13 protein-coding genes are annotated in these 16,782 nt (G+C 48.3%); 10 read left to right on the top strand and 3 right to left on the bottom strand.

The genetic code is table 11. From position 1 onward, the window contains the following. Positions 1 to 18 precede the first annotated feature (18 nt). The gene (locus ACJJI8_RS01280) at positions 19 to 1,065 is read right to left on the bottom strand and encodes a LacI family DNA-binding transcriptional regulator (protein ID WP_444934014.1); all 1,047 of its coding nucleotides are present in this window, start codon (positions 1,063 to 1,065) and stop codon (positions 19 to 21) included. Between the two features lie 828 nt (positions 1,066 to 1,893). Here ACJJI8_RS01280 and edd point away from each other — a divergent pair. From edd to ACJJI8_RS01240, 8 genes are all read left to right on the top strand, one after another. After that, a complete protein-coding gene (gene edd / locus ACJJI8_RS01275) occupies positions 1,894 to 3,714 on the top strand; it encodes a phosphogluconate dehydratase (protein ID WP_444934013.1) in 1,821 nt (606 codons plus the stop codon). 53 nt (positions 3,715 to 3,767) lie between these two features. Beyond that, positions 3,768 to 5,228 (top strand): glucose-6-phosphate dehydrogenase, encoded by a 1,461-nt coding sequence (gene zwf, locus ACJJI8_RS01270; RefSeq protein ID WP_444934012.1) that lies wholly within the window; start codon positions 3,768 to 3,770, stop codon positions 5,226 to 5,228. A 69-nt stretch (positions 5,229 to 5,297) separates the two neighbouring features. Continuing rightward, entirely contained in the window at positions 5,298 to 6,008 is a 711-nt protein-coding gene (gene pgl / locus ACJJI8_RS01265) for a 6-phosphogluconolactonase (RefSeq protein ID WP_444934011.1), read from the top strand. 21 nt (positions 6,009 to 6,029) lie between these two features. Then, a complete protein-coding gene (gene eda / locus ACJJI8_RS01260) occupies positions 6,030 to 6,656 on the top strand; it encodes a bifunctional 4-hydroxy-2-oxoglutarate aldolase/2-dehydro-3-deoxy-phosphogluconate aldolase (protein ID WP_444934010.1) in 627 nt (208 codons plus the stop codon). Positions 6,657 to 6,731: 75 nt separating this feature from the next. Continuing rightward, positions 6,732 to 7,766, top strand: a complete 1,035-nt coding sequence (gap, locus tag ACJJI8_RS01255) for a type I glyceraldehyde-3-phosphate dehydrogenase (protein ID WP_444934009.1) — start codon at positions 6,732 to 6,734, stop codon at positions 7,764 to 7,766. Between the two features lie 117 nt (positions 7,767 to 7,883). Continuing rightward, the gene (pyk, locus tag ACJJI8_RS01250) at positions 7,884 to 9,320 is read left to right on the top strand and encodes a pyruvate kinase (protein WP_444907446.1); all 1,437 of its coding nucleotides are present in this window, start codon (positions 7,884 to 7,886) and stop codon (positions 9,318 to 9,320) included. Between the two features lie 868 nt (positions 9,321 to 10,188). Beyond that, positions 10,189 to 11,964 (top strand): HNH endonuclease, encoded by a 1,776-nt coding sequence (locus ACJJI8_RS01245; protein WP_444934008.1) that lies wholly within the window; start codon positions 10,189 to 10,191, stop codon positions 11,962 to 11,964. An 18-nt stretch (positions 11,965 to 11,982) separates the two neighbouring features. Then, complete coding sequence (locus tag ACJJI8_RS01240) at positions 11,983 to 12,429, top strand: SMI1/KNR4 family protein (protein WP_444915694.1); 447 nt, start codon at positions 11,983 to 11,985, stop codon at positions 12,427 to 12,429. Between the two features lie 254 nt (positions 12,430 to 12,683). Here ACJJI8_RS01240 and ACJJI8_RS01235 read toward each other — a convergent pair whose 3' ends face one another. After that, on the bottom strand, positions 12,684 to 12,860 hold the full coding sequence (locus tag ACJJI8_RS01235; RefSeq protein ID WP_444934007.1) for a hypothetical protein: 177 nt from the start codon (positions 12,858 to 12,860) through the stop codon (positions 12,684 to 12,686). A 187-nt stretch (positions 12,861 to 13,047) separates the two neighbouring features. Between ACJJI8_RS01235 and ACJJI8_RS01230 the strand changes: the two genes are divergently transcribed. Both ACJJI8_RS01230 and ACJJI8_RS01225 read left to right on the top strand, forming a co-directional pair. Further along, entirely contained in the window at positions 13,048 to 14,784 is a 1,737-nt protein-coding gene (locus tag ACJJI8_RS01230; protein WP_444934006.1) for a glycohydrolase toxin TNT-related protein, read from the top strand. Beyond that, positions 14,784 to 15,002, top strand: coding sequence for a hypothetical protein (locus tag ACJJI8_RS01225; protein WP_444934005.1), 219 nt, complete (start codon positions 14,784 to 14,786; stop codon positions 15,000 to 15,002). The genes ACJJI8_RS01230 and ACJJI8_RS01225 overlap by 1 nt, the downstream gene beginning before the upstream one ends. 605 nt (positions 15,003 to 15,607) lie before the next feature. Here the strand turns inward: ACJJI8_RS01225 and ACJJI8_RS01220 are convergent. Then, positions 15,608 to 16,243, bottom strand: coding sequence for a nitrogen fixation protein NifB (locus ACJJI8_RS01220; protein WP_444934004.1), 636 nt, complete (start codon positions 16,241 to 16,243; stop codon positions 15,608 to 15,610). Between the last annotated feature and the right edge of the window lie 539 nt (positions 16,244 to 16,782).

Here is a 16,782-nt window from a genome sequence, read left to right as displayed (position 1 = left end):
TCTCTTAAGCTGAAGGGGTTATTTGGGCGCGGGGCCAGTGGATTGTCGAATAATTAACTCGGGGGTGAAGCTGCGGTACGTTTCACCCTCTTGCCCAGAACCATTAAGTTCTTTTGAACTTTTACACTGAATTTTCTCAAGCAGTAATTCTGCTGCCGAGCGGGCGATTTCCTGATTGGGTTGGTGTGCGGTTGTAAGTTTGGGCCAGGTTTGTCGAGAAAATGGGCTGTCTTCAAATCCTGCGATAGAGACTTGCCCGGGAACATCAATCTTTAACATACGGGCGGCAAATAGAGCGCCCGCTGCGATTTCGTCATTAGCGGCAAATATTGCTGAGGGAGGTTTGTCGCTGTCGAGGATCTTTCTTGCATTGATCTCGCCCGATTCAAATGAATATTTCCCTTCAACAATCAAATGTCGGTCTACTGCTATTCCTGCATCTTCGAGTGCCTGGCGGTATCCATTTTGGCGCCCCAATGTGGAAAGGTGCTCCTCGCCTCCGCTTAAATAAGCGATACGCTTGTGCCCGAGTGAAAGTAGATGTTGGGTAATATTGTAGGCGGCCTGGCGGTCGTCAATCTGTATAGACTTTCCCTTTGCTTTCTCTGTATTGGTGGAGGATATAATTCGCACAAATTCCACATTCATGGATTGGAGCATATCGATAAAAGAAGGTGACTCTGAAAAAGGGGGGGTCAGGACCAATCCGGCTACTTTGCCGTGCTCGACCAGTTTATTTAGGTCGCTGTGGATAACTGGAGATTTCGAATTGCAAGGATGGATAAGTAGCTCATACCCTTTTGCTCTGCAGGCTTCCAATATGCCGTTTTGCATATCGATAACGTAGTGGGCATTAGGGTTGTCATAAATAAATGCGATGGAATAGGCGTGTGTGCCCGCCAGATTCCGCGCTGCCAGACTGGGTGTGTAGTTCAGGCTTTTGACTGCGTCGAGCACTTTTTGCCGAGTGGCTGCGCGTACAGAGGGCTCATTATTGATCACCCTGGACACTGTTTTGATAGATACGCCGGCGCGCTCGGCAACATCGTTAATTGTGACTTTCATGCATCAACTAGTTCTATCTGAGCCTTGCCCTTGCTGGCATCGACAAGTAAGTATTGCTGGAAGGTGGGATTTTAACAGTTATGAGTCTGCAATTAGCTTATGGGGTGCGCCTCCTTTCTTAATTTGTGGGTAATTTGTAGTTTTTTATCCCAATTCTTTGAGATTCCTAGACCTTATCGTTTGCCTGTAAAAATCCTACACCTAAGTAAGGCCAATCTTTCACTTTGTGACTGAATGAAGGCATTAAGTTTCCAAGTATTAAAGAAAATGATGGCTTTTACGCTAAATACTTCCTGTATGCCTGTCTCCCCTGGTCAACATCTTCAATCACTATTTAAAGCCTCTTGAAAATTTTTGTAGTTTTACTACATAATGCGTATCAATAAGATTGAGTGGCTACAGATTGGGTGAATTACTCAAGCCGGGCGTCCAAAGTCTCTACCACCTCAGTGGGGAGGAGGTTCCGGCATTGTTGGATCACTAACATTCAGCTCTAAGAGCGGGAAGAGGTTCGGAAGTGAGATTTCTACCCGATAACAGGATTTCCCATGTGTCTCCATAAGCAGTCTTGCCGTGGGCTGAAAGGTTGTCCGCTGGAATGATTGGGTTTCCAGCGATCTGATAAAAGCAACTTTGTTCCTCCTGCTTCAGATTTACGATTGGGCAATAGGACATTGATGGCACTACAACCAAAGGGTTGCAGTGGGAGCCATTCCGCCGAAAGGCGCTCCACGGAAAGATAATCACAGGTGGCTGATGCCACTGAAATGTGACCCTGGTGGTTTTTGTAACTAGAGACCACCTCAACAGAGTTATTACGGAATAGTCATGGTTCACAGCAAGCTTCAGACCGTTACCGAACGCATCATAAAGCGCAGTGAAGAAACTCGTGCAGAATATCTGGCGCAGGTTGAGAAAGCGCATATTGAAGGGCGGGCAGCGGCACATGTGTCTTGCGGAAACTTGGCCCACGCAATAGCCGCATCTCCAGAGGGTGATAAGCAGTTGATCGCCTCTGGTCGGGGACCGAACCTGGGTATCGTCAACGCCTACAACGATATGTTGTCCGCTCATCAGCCTTATGGTGCCTACCCTGCTCAATTGAAAGAGGCAGCTGCGCGCAATGGCGCAACGGCCCAGGTTGCCGGTGGCGTTCCGGCAATGTGCGATGGGGTGACTCAAGGGCGTGCAGGGATGGAACTCAGCCTGTTTTCGCGGGATGTGATTGCCATGTCTACAGCAATCGCGCTTTCGCATGATGTTTTCGAAGGAGCCATATTCCTGGGTATCTGCGACAAAATTGTCCCCGGCCTGGTTATTGGTGCTCTTTCTTTTGGCCACTTGCCTTCAATTTTTGTTCCTGCGGGTCCAATGCCCACAGGCCTGTCCAATGCGGAAAAAGTCCGGGTTCGCCAGCTGTATGCTGAAGGAAAAGTAGGGCGGTCTGAACTATTGGAAGCCGAGAGTGCTTCCTACCATAGTGCCGGCACCTGCACCTTTTACGGCACTGCCAACAGTAACCAGATGTTGGTAGAAATTATGGGGCTGCAATTGCCCGGCAGTTCCTTCGTAAACCCCGGTACTGATTTGCGCTCGGCATTAAATGAAGCTGCCGTGGCGCAATTGGTAAAAATTACTGAACCTAGCCAGCACACTTCGGTAGCTAAAATTCTCACCGAAAAAGCATTCGTCAACGGAGTGGTGGGACTGCTCGCTACCGGCGGATCCACAAACCACACATTGCACCTTATTGCGATGGCGCGTGCAGCAGGTATTCAGTTGACTTGGCAGGATATGGCCGACCTCTCTGAAGTGGTGCCGTTGCTTTGTCATGTGTACCCGAACGGTACTGCGGATATCAACCACTTTGCCGCAGCCGGCGGTATGCAGTTCCTGATTCGCGAACTCCGCTCCGCTGGCCTTTTACACGATGATGTGCACACAGTACTCGGTAATTCCGGTCTCGAACCTTACTGTGAAGACCCCTTCCTCAACAGTGATGCTGGCGGTGGTGTGGTTTGGAAACCCACTCCAGAAGAGAGCGGTGATACGACGGTCATTCGTCCAGCCACAGACCCTTTCTCCCAGCATGGTGGTTTGCAGTTGCTCGAAGGAAATCTTGGGCGCAGTGTAATCAAAGTCTCTGCGGTTAAATCTGAGCACCTCAAAGTGAAGGCTCCGGCCATTGTTCTGGATAACCAGGACGACCTGCTCAAGCGATTCAAAGCCGGTGAGCTAGAGCGTGACTTTGTAGCTGTAGTGAGATTCCAGGGACCTCGTGCCAACGGTATGCCGGAACTGCACAAGTTAACACCGACGTTGGGGGTGCTGCAGGATCGTGGCTTTAAAGTGGCGTTAGTCACTGATGGGCGTATGTCCGGCGCTTCCGGGAAAGTCCCTGCTGCCATTCATATGTCACCGGAAGCCGTAGAAGGCGGTGCGATTGCCAAGGTGCAAGAGGGCGACATGATTGAGCTCGATTCAGAGGCCGGTATTTTACGCGTGCTGGTAGATGAAGCTGAATTTAATGCCCGCCAACCGGCCCAGTGTGATCTGTCTGAAAGTGCCCGTGGTACGGGCCGTGAACTTTTCGCTAATATGCGCGGGCTTGCCAGCGGTGCAGAGACCGGTGCAAGTATTCTTTATTGATTATTACGGAGCCAAACAGGCTCCGAGAAAAGAACGATCTCAGAGCAAAATTTATGATTAACCCTTTTGATATGGTGTTATTTGGTGGAGGCGGAGACCTTGCACTGCGCAAGTTACTACCGGCACTTTACCGAGCATTTAGAGAGGGCAGCTTGGTTGAGGGCTGTCGCATCCTTCCGGTGTGTCGCCGCCAATCAGATGTTGATCAATATATCGAAACAGCCCACCAGGCACTGCAAAAATATCTCCGTGAGGGTGAGTACAGTGCTTCGAGCTGGGACCAATTTAGCCAATTACTTTGTCCGATCGCACTGGACATTGCCGTACCGGATAGCCAGTGGGATCACCTGGCAGAAATTCTCGGTTCCGACTCAGAGCGGGTTCGTATTTTCTATTTGGCAATACCGCCCGCGGTATTCGGCCCCTGTTGTGAAAACCTCTCCGTAAAAGGCCTGATTACTGGAAATTCCAGAGTCGTAGTGGAAAAGCCACTGGGCTATAACGCCCAAACCTCTGATGAAATTAACAGTAAAATTGCCAGTTATTTCCCGGAAGATAGTATCTTCCGTATCGATCACTACCTGGGTAAAGAAACTGTCCAAAACCTTCTTGCACTGCGTTTTAGCAATGTATTGTTTGAGCATCTTTGGGATGCAAAAACCATTGATCATATCCAGATCAGTATTTCAGAAACCGTAGGCCTGGAAGGGCGTGCGGGTTTTTATGATGAAACTGGTGCTATGCGGGATATGGTGCAAAACCATCTGCTGCAACTGCTGTGCCTTATCGCCATGGAATCTCCCAACAGTATGTCGGCGAAGAATATCCGTGCAGAAAAAATTAAGGTGCTTGAGGCTTTGCGCCCGCTTACCGGAAACTTGGTCGATAAAAACGTTGTGCGTGGCCAGTATATAGCTGGGCAAATCAATGGCAATGATGTTCCTGGTTACCTCGATGAGCTCGACGGTGGAACCAGTTCAACCGAAACCTTCGTTGCCATTCGAGCGCATATCGATAGTTGGCGTTGGGCAGGGGTGCCGTTTTACTTGCGTACTGGTAAACGCATGGAAAAGCGCTGTGCCGAAATTGTAGTGCAGTACAAAAATGTTTCTCATCATGTGTACGATGAGTCAGCCGGAAAGATTGTTCCCAACCGTTTGGTTATTCGCTTACAGCCAGAAGAAAGTATCAAACTGGTTTTGATGGCGAAGAAAATGGACAGTCTCACCACCGAGTTGCAACCGGCTGAATTGAATTTAACCCTTTCTGATACTTACGACAGCTTCCGCAGCGACGCTTATAAGCGCCTGATGTTGGATGCTGCAGCAAATAATCCCGCGCTTTTTATCCACCGTGACGAAGTTGCTGCTGCCTGGGCGTGGGTGGATCCAATTATTGAGCATTGGCGCGAAACGGCTAATCAGCCGCAGCCCTATCCTGCAGGTAGCTGGGGGCCAGAAGAGGCAGAAAAACTGCTGTCACGCAGTGATCGTCATTGGTTTAACGCGCAGTAATAATTTGGAAAGCCGGCGCAGCTATTAATTTTACCGCGCCGGTTTCCACTAAGAGAAATGGAAGAATCCATGGCTGAAGAAAAATTTTTCCAAGATCGCGAGCGCCTGGTGCAGGCTCTAGCCCACGATTGTGCTTGCGAACTGCAAAAAGGTATTAAAGAAAATAATCACGCAAGTTTCCTGGTATCAGGCGGCAGTACACCGGAACCAGTTTATCGCGAGCTATCCAAACGCCCGCTTCCGTGGTCGCAAATTACAGCGGCTCTCGTTGATGAGCGCTGGGTAGAAAAAACCGAAAGCGGTAGTAACGCAGCTTTTATTGAAAAGTCGCTTTTACAGAATTTTGGCGCCGAAGCCAATTTTCTGGGTATGAAAAATTCACATGCATCAGCCGCTGAAGGTGAAGAGGCCTGTGAGCGCGCATATAGCGAGTTGCAGAAACCGTTTGATGTTTGTCTGCTGGGTATGGGCAGTGACGGCCACACCGCATCACTATTCCCCCATGCACAGGGCTTACAGGATGCACTAAATCCTGAATCACAAAAGTTGTGCAAGGCAATTACTGCTAATCAAAGTGAAGTTACCGGCTCCAATACCGAGCGTATGACTTTGACCCTGAGTGCAATTTTGCAAGCGCGCAATATCAAGTTATTGATCACTGGCGAAGAGAAGCTAAAAGTTTATCGCGAGGCGTTGCTCGGCAGTGATGAGTTAGAAATGCCGGTGCGCAGTATTCTTAAGCAGGGGCTGAAACCAGTCACTGTTTACTGGGCGCCTTAACGAAAGATTTGGAATTATCTGATGCAGAAAAATATCGCCGAGATTTTGCAGGTAGCTGGCGTTGTCCCAGTACTGGTTGTAGATAAAGTTGAAGATGCCCTCCCTCTTGCCGGCGCTTTGATTGAAGGTGGCCTGAAAGTACTTGAGGTAACCCTGCGCACTGAGGCAGCCCTGGAAGTTGTTGAACAAATTGCAAAACACCTGCCGGAAGCCCATGTGGGAACTGGCACGGTGCTCAATGGTGATGATCTGCGTCGCTCTATCGAAGCCGGCGCCAGCTTTATGGTGAGCCCCGGCGCAACCGACCGCTTACTGGATGCTGCTGAAGGCAGTGAAGTACCGCTGCTGCCCGGTGCTGCCAGTGTTTCAGAAGTGATGCGCCTCTACGAGCGTGGTTATCGCTACCAGAAATTTTTCCCAGCCCAGGCGGCAGGGGGAGTGCCAATGCTGAAATCCATTGGCGGTCCGCTACAGGACGTTCGCTTTTGTCCCACCGGTGGTATAGGGCCTCAAAATGCCCCGGACTTTCTGACTCTGAACAATGTGGTCTGTGTCGGTGGTTCCTGGATGGCGAGTAGTACTCTGGTTCGTGAAAAGAACTGGGCAGAGATTACTCGTCTGGCAAAACAAGCTGCGGAATTGAAATAACACACACTCGGTATGGTGCACTCGCAAGCGGGTGCCACTTGAAAAACCAGAAGCATATAAAGAGGGTAAAGCGAGATGAAAATTAAAATTGCCATTAATGGTTACGGTCGTATCGGTAGAAATGTCACCCGAGCTATCTATGAATCAGGCTACAGCGATCGTGTTCAATTGGTCGCGATTAATGATCTCGCTCCGGTAGCTTCTAATGCTCACCTGACTCGCTTCGATACTATTCACGGTCGCTTTGGTACAGACGTCAAAGTCGATGGTGATGCTCTGGTTATTGGCGGTGATCGAGTTCAGGTTTGCCAGGAGCGCGACCCTTCCAAATTGCCCTGGAAGAAACTGGGTGTGGATTTAGTCCTGGAGTGTACTGGCCGCTTTACCGATCGCGCTTCCGCTTCTGCCCATATTGAAGCCGGTGCCGCCGCAGTGCTGATTTCTGCACCCTCAAAAGATGCGGATCTCACAGTTGTTTACGGTGTAAATGACAGCAATCTCACTGCGGATCACCGTGTGGTATCCAATGCATCCTGCACCACCAACTGTCTGGCACCTGTAGCTCAAGCACTGCATCGTGAATTGGGTATTGAGCGCGGCTTTATGACCACCGTGCACGCCTATACCAATGACCAGAATACCCAAGATGCGGTGCACGCAGATATTTATCGTGCCCGTGCGGCGGCGGATAATATGATCCCTACCAAAACAGGTGCGGCTGCAGCGGTAGGTTTGGTATTGCCTGAGTTAAAAGGTCGCCTCGACGGTATGGCCGTCCGTGTGCCGGTAAGCAATGTGTCTCTGGTGGACTGCCAGTTTATTTCTGGCCGTGACACCACCGCCGAAGAAGTTAACCGCATCATGCAGGAAGCTGCTAAGGCCAGTGGCGGTGTACTGACCTACTGCGATCAGCCCTTGGTATCTGTAGACTTCAATCACACCAGTGCCTCCAGTCACTTTGATGCAAACCACACCCGTGTGAATGGTAACTTGGTGAAGGTCATGGCTTGGTATGACAACGAGTGGGGCTTCTCCCACCGCATGTTGGATACCAGTTTGGCGATGGCTGAAACGCTTCAGTTGAAGCAGCCTGTTGCTGAATCCGCCTGATTCCCCTCATTTACCATATTTTGGTAATTCAATTACTGAGGGCCATTAAATGGACATAGAATTCCTATTTGATAGCCCTCTGAACCTCCTTCTCAAATTATTAGATGACGGGATCTTATGATTCGCCATACAAAAATCGTAGCAACCTTAGGCCCGGGTACGGACAAGCCTCGCGTAATTGATGAAATGATTCGCGCAGGGGTGAACGTTGTACGTCTGAACTTTTCTCATGGATCGGCAGAGGATCACCGACGCCGCGTTACAGAGGTGCGCAACGCCGCCGAAGCGCAGGGAAAAATTGTTGCGGTTTTGGGGGACTTGCAGGGTCCCAAAATCCGCATTGCCCGTTTTGCCAAGGGCAGTGTACAGCTTGAAAACAATGACGAATTTACCCTCGACCTGGATTGCCCGGTTGAAGGGGGGGATGAGCACCGCGTTGGAGTGGATTATCCAAGCCTGATCAGCGACTGCCAGTCCGGCAATATCCTGCTGTTGGATGACGGCAAGATTCGTCTCGAAGTAACCGGCACTACGCCAAGCAAGCTCTATTGCCGAGTTTTACAGGGCGGTAAGCTGTCGAATAACAAGGGCATCAACTTGCTGGGCGGCGGCCTGTCTGCACCGGCTCTGACAGAAAAAGACTACCGGGATATCAAGCTGGCAGCAGATCTCGAAGTGGATTTCCTCGCGGTCAGTTTTCCGCGCTGTGCAGAAGATCTGGATACTGCTCGCAAAGCCATGGCAGAGGCTGGTAGCCAAGCGGCGATCGTCGCCAAAGTTGAAAGGGCCGAAGCTGTTGCCGATGACGAGCAAATGGACAGCCTAATCCTGGCTTCCGATGCGATTATGGTAGCTCGAGGTGACCTAGGGGTAGAGATCGGTGATCCCGCTCTGGTCGGGGTGCAGAAAAAACTGATCAACCGCGCAAATGCTCTCAATCGCGCCGTAATCACTGCAACACAAATGATGGAGTCGATGATTACCAGCCCGACTCCCACCCGTGCCGAGGTGATGGATGTTGCCAATGCGGTGCTGGACGGTACTGATGCAGTTATGTTGTCGGCGGAAACAGCAGCGGGTGATTACCCGGTTGCCGCCGTGGAATCTATGAGTGAAGTGATTATCGGCGCTGAACAGTATTTGGGCAGTGTTCCCTATACTGCAGAGGACCACGGTTCTTCAGCTTTAATCGATACTGTGATTGCCCAAGCGGCGATTGATGTTGCAACGCGAGTGGAGAATCTCTGTGCTGTAGCCGCACTGACCGAGTCAGGCCGCACACCGAGAATGATGTCCCGTGCAAATACTCGCTTGCCGATCTATGCACTAACCCGGCATCCTAAGATCGCGCGCCAGCTGATGCTGTTACGGGGAGTAGAGACAGTGAGCTTTGATCCGGCTTCAGTTCCCCTGGGACATTTAACCGAAGCGGTTATCGAGGTATTAAGCTCTAGAATCGATTTGCAGAAAGGGCAGCGGGTACTGATTACCCAGGGGGAGCGCCTCAATATGGGTGGGCATACCAACTCCATGCGGATCAAAGAGATCGAATAGGCTTTCTGAAAAAAGGCCCGGGCACCTGATAATGAGGTTACTGGGCCTTCTTCAACCCATACCGCGCTTTATTGCAGTTCCAGGCAATCCCGTCCGCTGATTTCCCCGTTCACCCTGCTTGTAACTGGGATACCCTTGTGATGAGTGTCACAAATTTAAAGATCCAATTTCACAGCCTGCCAAACGCTATCCAATTAGTTACTTTTATCAATAACGGAATATTGATACTCGCTGTAGAGAAATTATCCAATTACGGTAAACAAATGAATAATAATTGTTCATAGGGTTTGTATTACGGGATATTTTTTTAATACACGGGTACTATTTTTATTGGTTTATTAAAAATTAATCGAGGATAACTTTGGCTCGGTTTTGTGTTATCGAAGTTTTAATTTCTGCTCCCGAAAGCTTCGCTACTCAGCTTAACACTTGCTATCTACCGTATTTACCTAATTTGCGGTAACCTCGCGAAGTAGATCTCAGTCCTATGTTTTATTTGGCGCCACCTAGATTCTTAATTTCTTAAGAGTGAAAAGGAAGATAAGAATCTAGTCGTTAGTATTCTTCTAGCACAGCAGCCCTTAAGCTCCCTTTTTTGGATAGAGAATGTTCTTCTCAGCGGCTTCGTTGTGTAATGGCGTGGTATTGGCTGGTCTTGCGATTTCGATTTTAATCGACGCCGACAAAGCTCGGAGGAATCACCAGTTGAAGTCTGGTTGACTTCAGCTTAAGGGTATTTTGCTCGAAAAATAGACGGAATCGAAAACTTACCGGAGTTCTTTGGGGGTTCCCTAATGTTCGCGGGTGAGAATTAACTGAATTAGGTCCCCACTAGGTCCAGATAGGCGTAAGTGTTTAAAGGATTATCATGCAGCTACGTGTTGAAAATAAGCAAGGCATCCAGTACGAAGTGAGAGTAGGGTGGACGTACCCGCTGGGGATCCCTATGCAGGTCGATGCCGGCCACTTGCTTTCGATGTTCGACGATGCGGTTATTGAGAAAATTTACCAGCACTTTTTCAGCCTGGGAGGTAGCTCCTGCAATTTGCTCAGTACCAGTATTCAAGCGGGTACCTCGGGCACAATCTTCCTGGGGCCCCTATCTGAGCCGCCCGGCCATTTGTCCTCTTCTGAACGAGAGATTTATCGCGCTTTAATCCAGAATCGTCTGATTATTGAAGAAGCTCCAACAGCAGCTACCGTAATTGCTGACAAACAGGCTGAGTTGATTGCCAAGATTCGTATTGGCCTACAGCAAATTATTGCCCAGGAGAGGGCAGAAGCGGCCCAAATCCAGCAGCAGCATGGGAAGCGCTCAACGCTGGAAAAAGTGGGTGCCTATATTGAAAGTGGCGCGACCGGTTTTGGCAATGCCGCCTGGGGCTTGGCGGTATGGACAAAAGATGTGCTTGAAGTGGCGCAAATGCTGAATCCTCTGCGTCAGTCGCATAGGTTGGGTGTTGCCACAGCAAATTACTTCTGGAATGACAAGAGCTTTACAGAATCTGGCCAGGAGTACGTTACGGATCTGCAAAAAGAAGTGGTGGATGTACTCGGTTTTGACCCTTCAAAGGTTACTCGGCAGCAATTGGATTTGGCATTCGACGTTGCTCAAATTATTTACGATGATCCGGCCCTGCGCGGGGTTATCTTCCGCTTTGCCCAGGATTATGTAAAAGCCCAACACAGTCTGGAAATTACCGAAATAGCCGGTGGCGGAACATTTGAAATTATCCTTACTATCGTCCTCGCAGCGATAACTGGGGGCGTCGGTGCAGCTGTATCTATGGTCAAAAATGCACGCTTACTGAGGTCCTTTAAGAAGATCGGTGAGCTGATGATGGAGCTCGCTAAACTGAAGAAGCTGCAACAGCGGGTACTTAAGAAAAGGGGCGGTAAAGCAAAAGGCGGCAGTGCAAGTTTCTCCGACCTGAGCTCTTCGGAGGTTACGGTGCCGCAAAGGTCCAGTGGACCGCCTTCGAGCAATTCCAGCTCTGCTACTTCTAATAGATCTAGCTCCAATCAAAGCAGCAGCATCGCCGATAGTAGTTCCGAAGGTGCAAACAGGTCTGTGCGAACAAATCCCTTAGATGGTGAAAATGTTAGATTTGCTTCTAATCTCGATGATGAAACCAACAATGTATATAATTCTCTGAATTCGCAGCGGGCACAGCTACTAGAAAATGGTGAGTTAAATAGACCATGGCAAAGGCGTAATGTTAGTGCTGCTAGTGGCCGCATAATAGAAGTTAATAGTGGTAGTCCAGCGGATGCGATAGATAACCAAACTCCCTGGACAAATTCAGTAAAATTAGGTAATGGTACAGTGGTTCGATATGATTCCGAAGGCTTTCCTGTATTTAATGATCACGTATTCATACATGAATCTTTGACTGCGAATACAGTTAAAATCAAATTAACGGGAAGTGACTTAGATGACTTTAGAGCAGCGGATGAGTTGGCTGGAATTAATAAAGCTTTTAGGGATGAACATGATTTAACATGGCATCATCATCAAGACTTAGGAGTGTTGCAACTTGTGCCTAGATCAATTCATGGACCTGTTACCCATACAGGAGGTGTGAGTCTTCATGATCAGTTTGTTAGACTGGGGCATTTGCCTGGGCCAGCATATGACCGCTAGATGGAGAGGAGAATTTTAGTGAAAATTTTTTCAATGTCTGAAAAGGCTTCCGAAGATTTGGTGTCTAAATTTGAGGGTGAGCTGGGGTATCAATTTCCAAGAGAGTATAGAAACTTTTTAATTGAGAATAATGTTTGCTCTGTAGATCCTTATGGATTTTTTTATAAACATACCTCAGAAATTGGTAGTGAAGATAGGCCAAAGGGAGAGCTTGGAATATTCTATGGATTCACTGAAAAAGAAGAGCGGCGTTTAGATTGGGTAAAAAAGGTCTATGTAGATAATTCCCGGATACCTAAAGGGTACTTCCCTATAGCGGTGGCCGGAGGAGGGAATAATCTTTGCATTGGTGTTGATGAAGCTAATTTTGGAAAAATTTACTTTTGGAATCATGAAGCTGAAGGCGCAAAGAATCTGAGGTGCCTTGCGAATAGCTTTAATGATTTCTTATGCTCTTTGAAATAGAATATTTAGTTGTTAATAATAACCCAGTCAGTCGATTGGGTTATTTTTTTGGTAGTCCACAATTTATTTTTCAGCAGTGAATGCCAAGCATCTATCCACCATATTTAAACATCAATAGTGCTTAATATTAAGTCAGGTTTTATCCAACTAATGCTCATTAAGATGTAGTCAAGAAAGTTTTCCAGTAAACTATCTTTACGACAGTTATTGTATATTCCCTTTACTTACATCGAGTTGGGAGAAGTTACAAAAAGCTATCTGCTTAAGGATGACGGCAGACTATCCTCGTATAATTCCAGCTCCAGCTCCAGCTCCAGCTCCAGCTCCAGCTCCAGCTCCAGCTCCAGCTCCAGCTCCAGCTCCAGCTCCAGCTCCAGCTCCAGCTCCAGCAGTAGTGGTTCCGGCAGTGGCTCCAACAACAGGATACACATGTCTAGACTCCTATAGATTACAGTCCTAAAAAGTGAAGTCAGAGAAATCTAGGGGACGCAAAGACTGGATAATAGTTTGAGCAAGAGAATGCCGGCTTCCGCCGTTATTGCAAAGGCCAGTTTATCGCAGGGGGAAAACACTTACTGCAAGCGACGCTAGGGATATGAAGCCAATGACCGCGAAACCATGGATTGGCAGGGCAAAGATAAACTCACCCATAACTATGATGCTGCCGGCAATCGCATCGCCACGACCTTGCCCGATGGTGAAGTGCTCAACTTCGCCTTTAACCCCGCCGGCCAATTCGAGAGCCTGCACCGCCGCCCGGTAGGCAGCAACACCGATCAGCTGATTACCAATATCAATCATGATGAGCAGGGCAGGGAGAGTCAACGCCAGCACGGTAATGGACTGAAAAGCCAGCGAGACTATGACCCTCAAGGGCGCCTGCAAAAGCTGAGCCTGGGCAAGGCCGGTGGTCCAGTGTCAGATCCGACCCAGGAATCTAACTCAATCCTGGAGCGCAGCTACCAGTACAATAAAACTGGGCAGATTGCCAAAATCGAGGACAGCCTGCGCGGTACTCGCAGCTACCATTACGACGCCCTGGATCGCCTCACCCAGGTTGATGGCCCCAGCCCCGAATATTTTGTGCTCGACCCTGCCCACAATATTCTGGCCGCCGCTAGATCAGAAGATGAAGCCAAACAGCAGGCCAGTGCCACTCAAGTCAAGGGCAATCGCCTAGCCTTCCGTGGCGATACCCACTACCGCTACGATATCCACGGCAACCGTATCGCCGAACTGCGTGGTAAAGGGCAGAAACTGCAAACCCGCTATCACTACAACAGTCGCCAGCAGTTGGTGCGGGTTGAAAAGCTCAAGGTGGAAGATGGGGCAGAACAGCTTCAGCAAGAGATTCACTACCAGTACGACCCGCTCGGCCGTCGTATTGGTAAGGTAACTAACAGTGAACAAACCAGCTTCCTCTGGGATGGGGATATCCTGCTTCGTGAAAACAAATCCGATATCCGCACCCAACAAGATCTGAAAACTCGGACCTACTATTTTGAACCGGGTACTTTTAAGCCGGTTGCATTGAAAGAAGATGAACAGGTTTACCACTACCATCTGGATCACCTGGGAACGCCTGATACCCTTACCAATCAGGAAGGTGAGGTGGTTTGGAGTGTTGCCTATAAGAGCTATGGCAATATTGCATTAGCTCATGAGAATCAGATAGAGCAGCCTATCCGTTTTCAGGGGCAGTATTTTGATGAAGAGACTGGGCTGCACTACAATCGGTTTAGGTATTATGATCCAGAGGTTGGGGAGTTTACTCAGCAGGACCCTATTGGACTTTTAGGTGGAGTTAATAATTATCGGTATGCACCTAATCCGGTTGGGTGGATTGATCCTTACGGTTTAAAAAGTAAGGATTGCCCGCCATCTAATACAGTCACAGAACAACTTGATGCTCAACCAGATAATGCACCTTATAAAAAGGATCAGAACGGTCGTTGGCACGACAAGAAAGGTAAATTTACAACTCAGAGCTGGCCTCCAAATGATGGCTTTGGAAGTGTTAATGATCAGGTTATAAGAGAAAAAATTATAATGACTCCAGGTCAGAAAATAGATCGCTTTGGAGGGTGGTATGACGATAATGGTTTCAATGATAAGGGCAGTTATTTTTCAGATGTAGGAGCTCCGTTCGAGAATAGGGCTCTACCTCCTGAGACTATGAACTCTCCATATCACCAGTATGAAGTTGTTGAGCCTTTCGAGGTTGAAGCTGGTCCGATCGCTCCATGGTTTGGAGAGCCAGGAGGGGCAATGCAATATTTTGTCCCGAAGTCTGAGGGCGGAACAGATGGACTTTTGAAATCTGGAAAAATTAAGAGAACCACGAAGGTTGATTGATGAATAGAAAACGAGAATATATAGATTTCACACCTAACCAACCAAAAGGGTATCCGGCGGGGAAATCTATTTATTATGAATGTCTGATTTGTGGAGGTGTAGTTGAGTCTAAACCAAGATATTTCTCTGAGTGTGAGTGTCAAAATATTACTGTAGATAATTCTGGTGGAAGACTAGCCATTACAGATCATGAAAAATTTAAAATATTCAAAACATAGTTAGTGGCCCATGTGATAGGAACATTTCTGGACCCATAGATTTAGGACTTCAACTCCGCCGCCCGGCGGGTAGTGAGATCATCCTGGACATCCAGTGCGCCGAGATAAATCGGCAGAGGAGGTGAAAGCCCTCTACCCGGTAAAAATAATCAATCCAGGACATCCAAAGAATGGAGAGTCGGAAGCTAGACAAGAATTTTTACGCCACCACTTGGTAGCCGGTATATCTGTCTCAAAATAGATGGCAATTTGGCGTTAAAAGATCATTTGGGGAGTCCATAGGGAATCAGGCGGGATGTAGAGTCGGGAGCGATGGAATCTAGGGGCAGCTGATAAGCGGATTTCTGTAATTTAGCAGGGGGTGGGGCTAAGAAAGCGCTGGCAATCGCGCAGCCCGTGTACCCAGCGTTTATTTTGCTGCGCACAGACCTGGCGTACCGCTTCCGCCGAGCTCACCAAGCGTTTAAAGCGGCTTTCAAAGTTGTGGTTTAGATAGAGCCAGTGTTTTGGCGAAATACCCAGCCGATTTAAAATAGGTGGGATGTTCTCGGAAATAGCGCCGCGCTATTTAGGGTGCAGCTGCCGGCCACTCCAGTCTACCAGCTCTAAATAGTGATCCAGCTTTTAGGCATATCCCGGCGCTCCCCGCCCACCAGTGGCAGTAGGCTTTTCGGCTGCTGGCCTGAGATGGCTGTGTGAATGCGTTGCTGGATCGAAGTGCAATCGGATTCTTCTGGAGTTTTAGCGATACCGGCACGGATAGGGTTGAGGTCCACGTAAGCGAGGCAGGCGGCAAGGGCCCTTTCATCCAGCGAGGCCTGAGACTTGAAACGCCCTTCCCAAAAACAACCGGTGCAGTTGTCCTCGGCATTGGCCTGGCGGGCGATGGACTCGTTCAGGCAGCGCATAAGCCAGCTGATATTCATTAGGAGTTCCCGCCATAGGAAGGCGACTTCTTTTAGTCTGTTTACTTCAGCGTGATCGAGGGTATCGCCTTGAATATAGCGCTGGACTAAGCTAGAGGCTTTGAAGAGCTTTTGCCAACGAGTAATTACCTTATCATCAGAATCTGTGTCGATGTATAGCATTATGTGGTAGTGATTACTTATTACCGCATAGGCAGCAATATCTAGCGCAAACGCCTCGACCAACTTATGCATATGGCTTTCAATCCATTCGTGTCGATGCTCGTAATCTTTTCCGGATTCAGCATCTCTGACACAAAGAAATGCACGCAGCACACAGATGGCAACACTTAAAGATAGAAAAGTATCAGGAAGGAAAAACTTGTAACCTGAATTTGACCTGATGAGGCACCTTTTTAAAAGCTGATAATTGTCATAACAAGTCTGAACTACTACATTTTATACAGACCCTTTAAATCGATTTAAAGTCTCCGCTGCCTCCAAGTAATAAAGCAGTTTAGTGTGTCCCTGCCAAACAGTTTTGATGCGAGGCTCACCACCGCTTCTTCGCCCCAGAAAGCTTCCAGTTTCAACCTGCATACGATTTATATCTCTCATATTTGGAGGTTAATTTGGTGAGGGATTTTTATCCATGCCATATGCCACTCTTTTCAGAGTAGACATTCCTCCACAGCTCATCAATTCTTTCTTATCAGCTTAAAATAGTAATCCAACTGAAAGGGTAGGCCGTCAAGCTGTTTAAGTCTTATCCGTCTGTGAGAGATTTTTCTCTAGTATGTTTGTAAAAAAATAATTCTGCATTTCATATAGTGCTGCTTATGTTGTCAATCTAGGTTTTTGTAGTTTATTGACCT

Source organism: Microbulbifer maximicatervae (SeqCode), from assembly GCF_052467695.1.
Note: the sequence above shows the minus strand (reverse complement) of the source record. Positions and strands in the feature narration are given on the sequence as shown.

Excerpts from the sequence above, each read along its gene's own strand:
- pgl (WP_444934011.1), top strand. The coding sequence starts at position 5,298 with ATGGCTGAAGAAAAATTTTTCCAAGATCGCGAGCGCCTGGTGCAGGCT.
- gap (WP_444934009.1), top strand. The coding sequence starts at position 6,732 with ATGAAAATTAAAATTGCCATTAATGGTTACGGTCGTATCGGTAGAAAT.
- edd (WP_444934013.1), top strand. The coding sequence starts at position 1,894 with ATGGTTCACAGCAAGCTTCAGACCGTTACCGAACGCATCATAAAGCGC.
- ACJJI8_RS01230 (WP_444934006.1), top strand. The coding sequence starts at position 13,048 with ATGGATTGGCAGGGCAAAGATAAACTCACCCATAACTATGATGCTGCC.
- ACJJI8_RS01225 (WP_444934005.1), top strand. The coding sequence starts at position 14,784 with ATGAATAGAAAACGAGAATATATAGATTTCACACCTAACCAACCAAAA.
- ACJJI8_RS01235 (WP_444934007.1), bottom strand. The coding sequence starts at position 12,860 with ATGTGTATCCTGTTGTTGGAGCCACTGCCGGAACCACTACTGCTGGAG.
- ACJJI8_RS01280 (WP_444934014.1), bottom strand. The coding sequence starts at position 1,065 with ATGAAAGTCACAATTAACGATGTTGCCGAGCGCGCCGGCGTATCTATC.
- ACJJI8_RS01245 (WP_444934008.1), top strand. The coding sequence starts at position 10,189 with ATGCAGCTACGTGTTGAAAATAAGCAAGGCATCCAGTACGAAGTGAGA.
- pyk (WP_444907446.1), top strand. The coding sequence starts at position 7,884 with ATGATTCGCCATACAAAAATCGTAGCAACCTTAGGCCCGGGTACGGAC.
- zwf (WP_444934012.1), top strand. The coding sequence starts at position 3,768 with ATGATTAACCCTTTTGATATGGTGTTATTTGGTGGAGGCGGAGACCTT.
- eda (WP_444934010.1), top strand. The coding sequence starts at position 6,030 with ATGCAGAAAAATATCGCCGAGATTTTGCAGGTAGCTGGCGTTGTCCCA.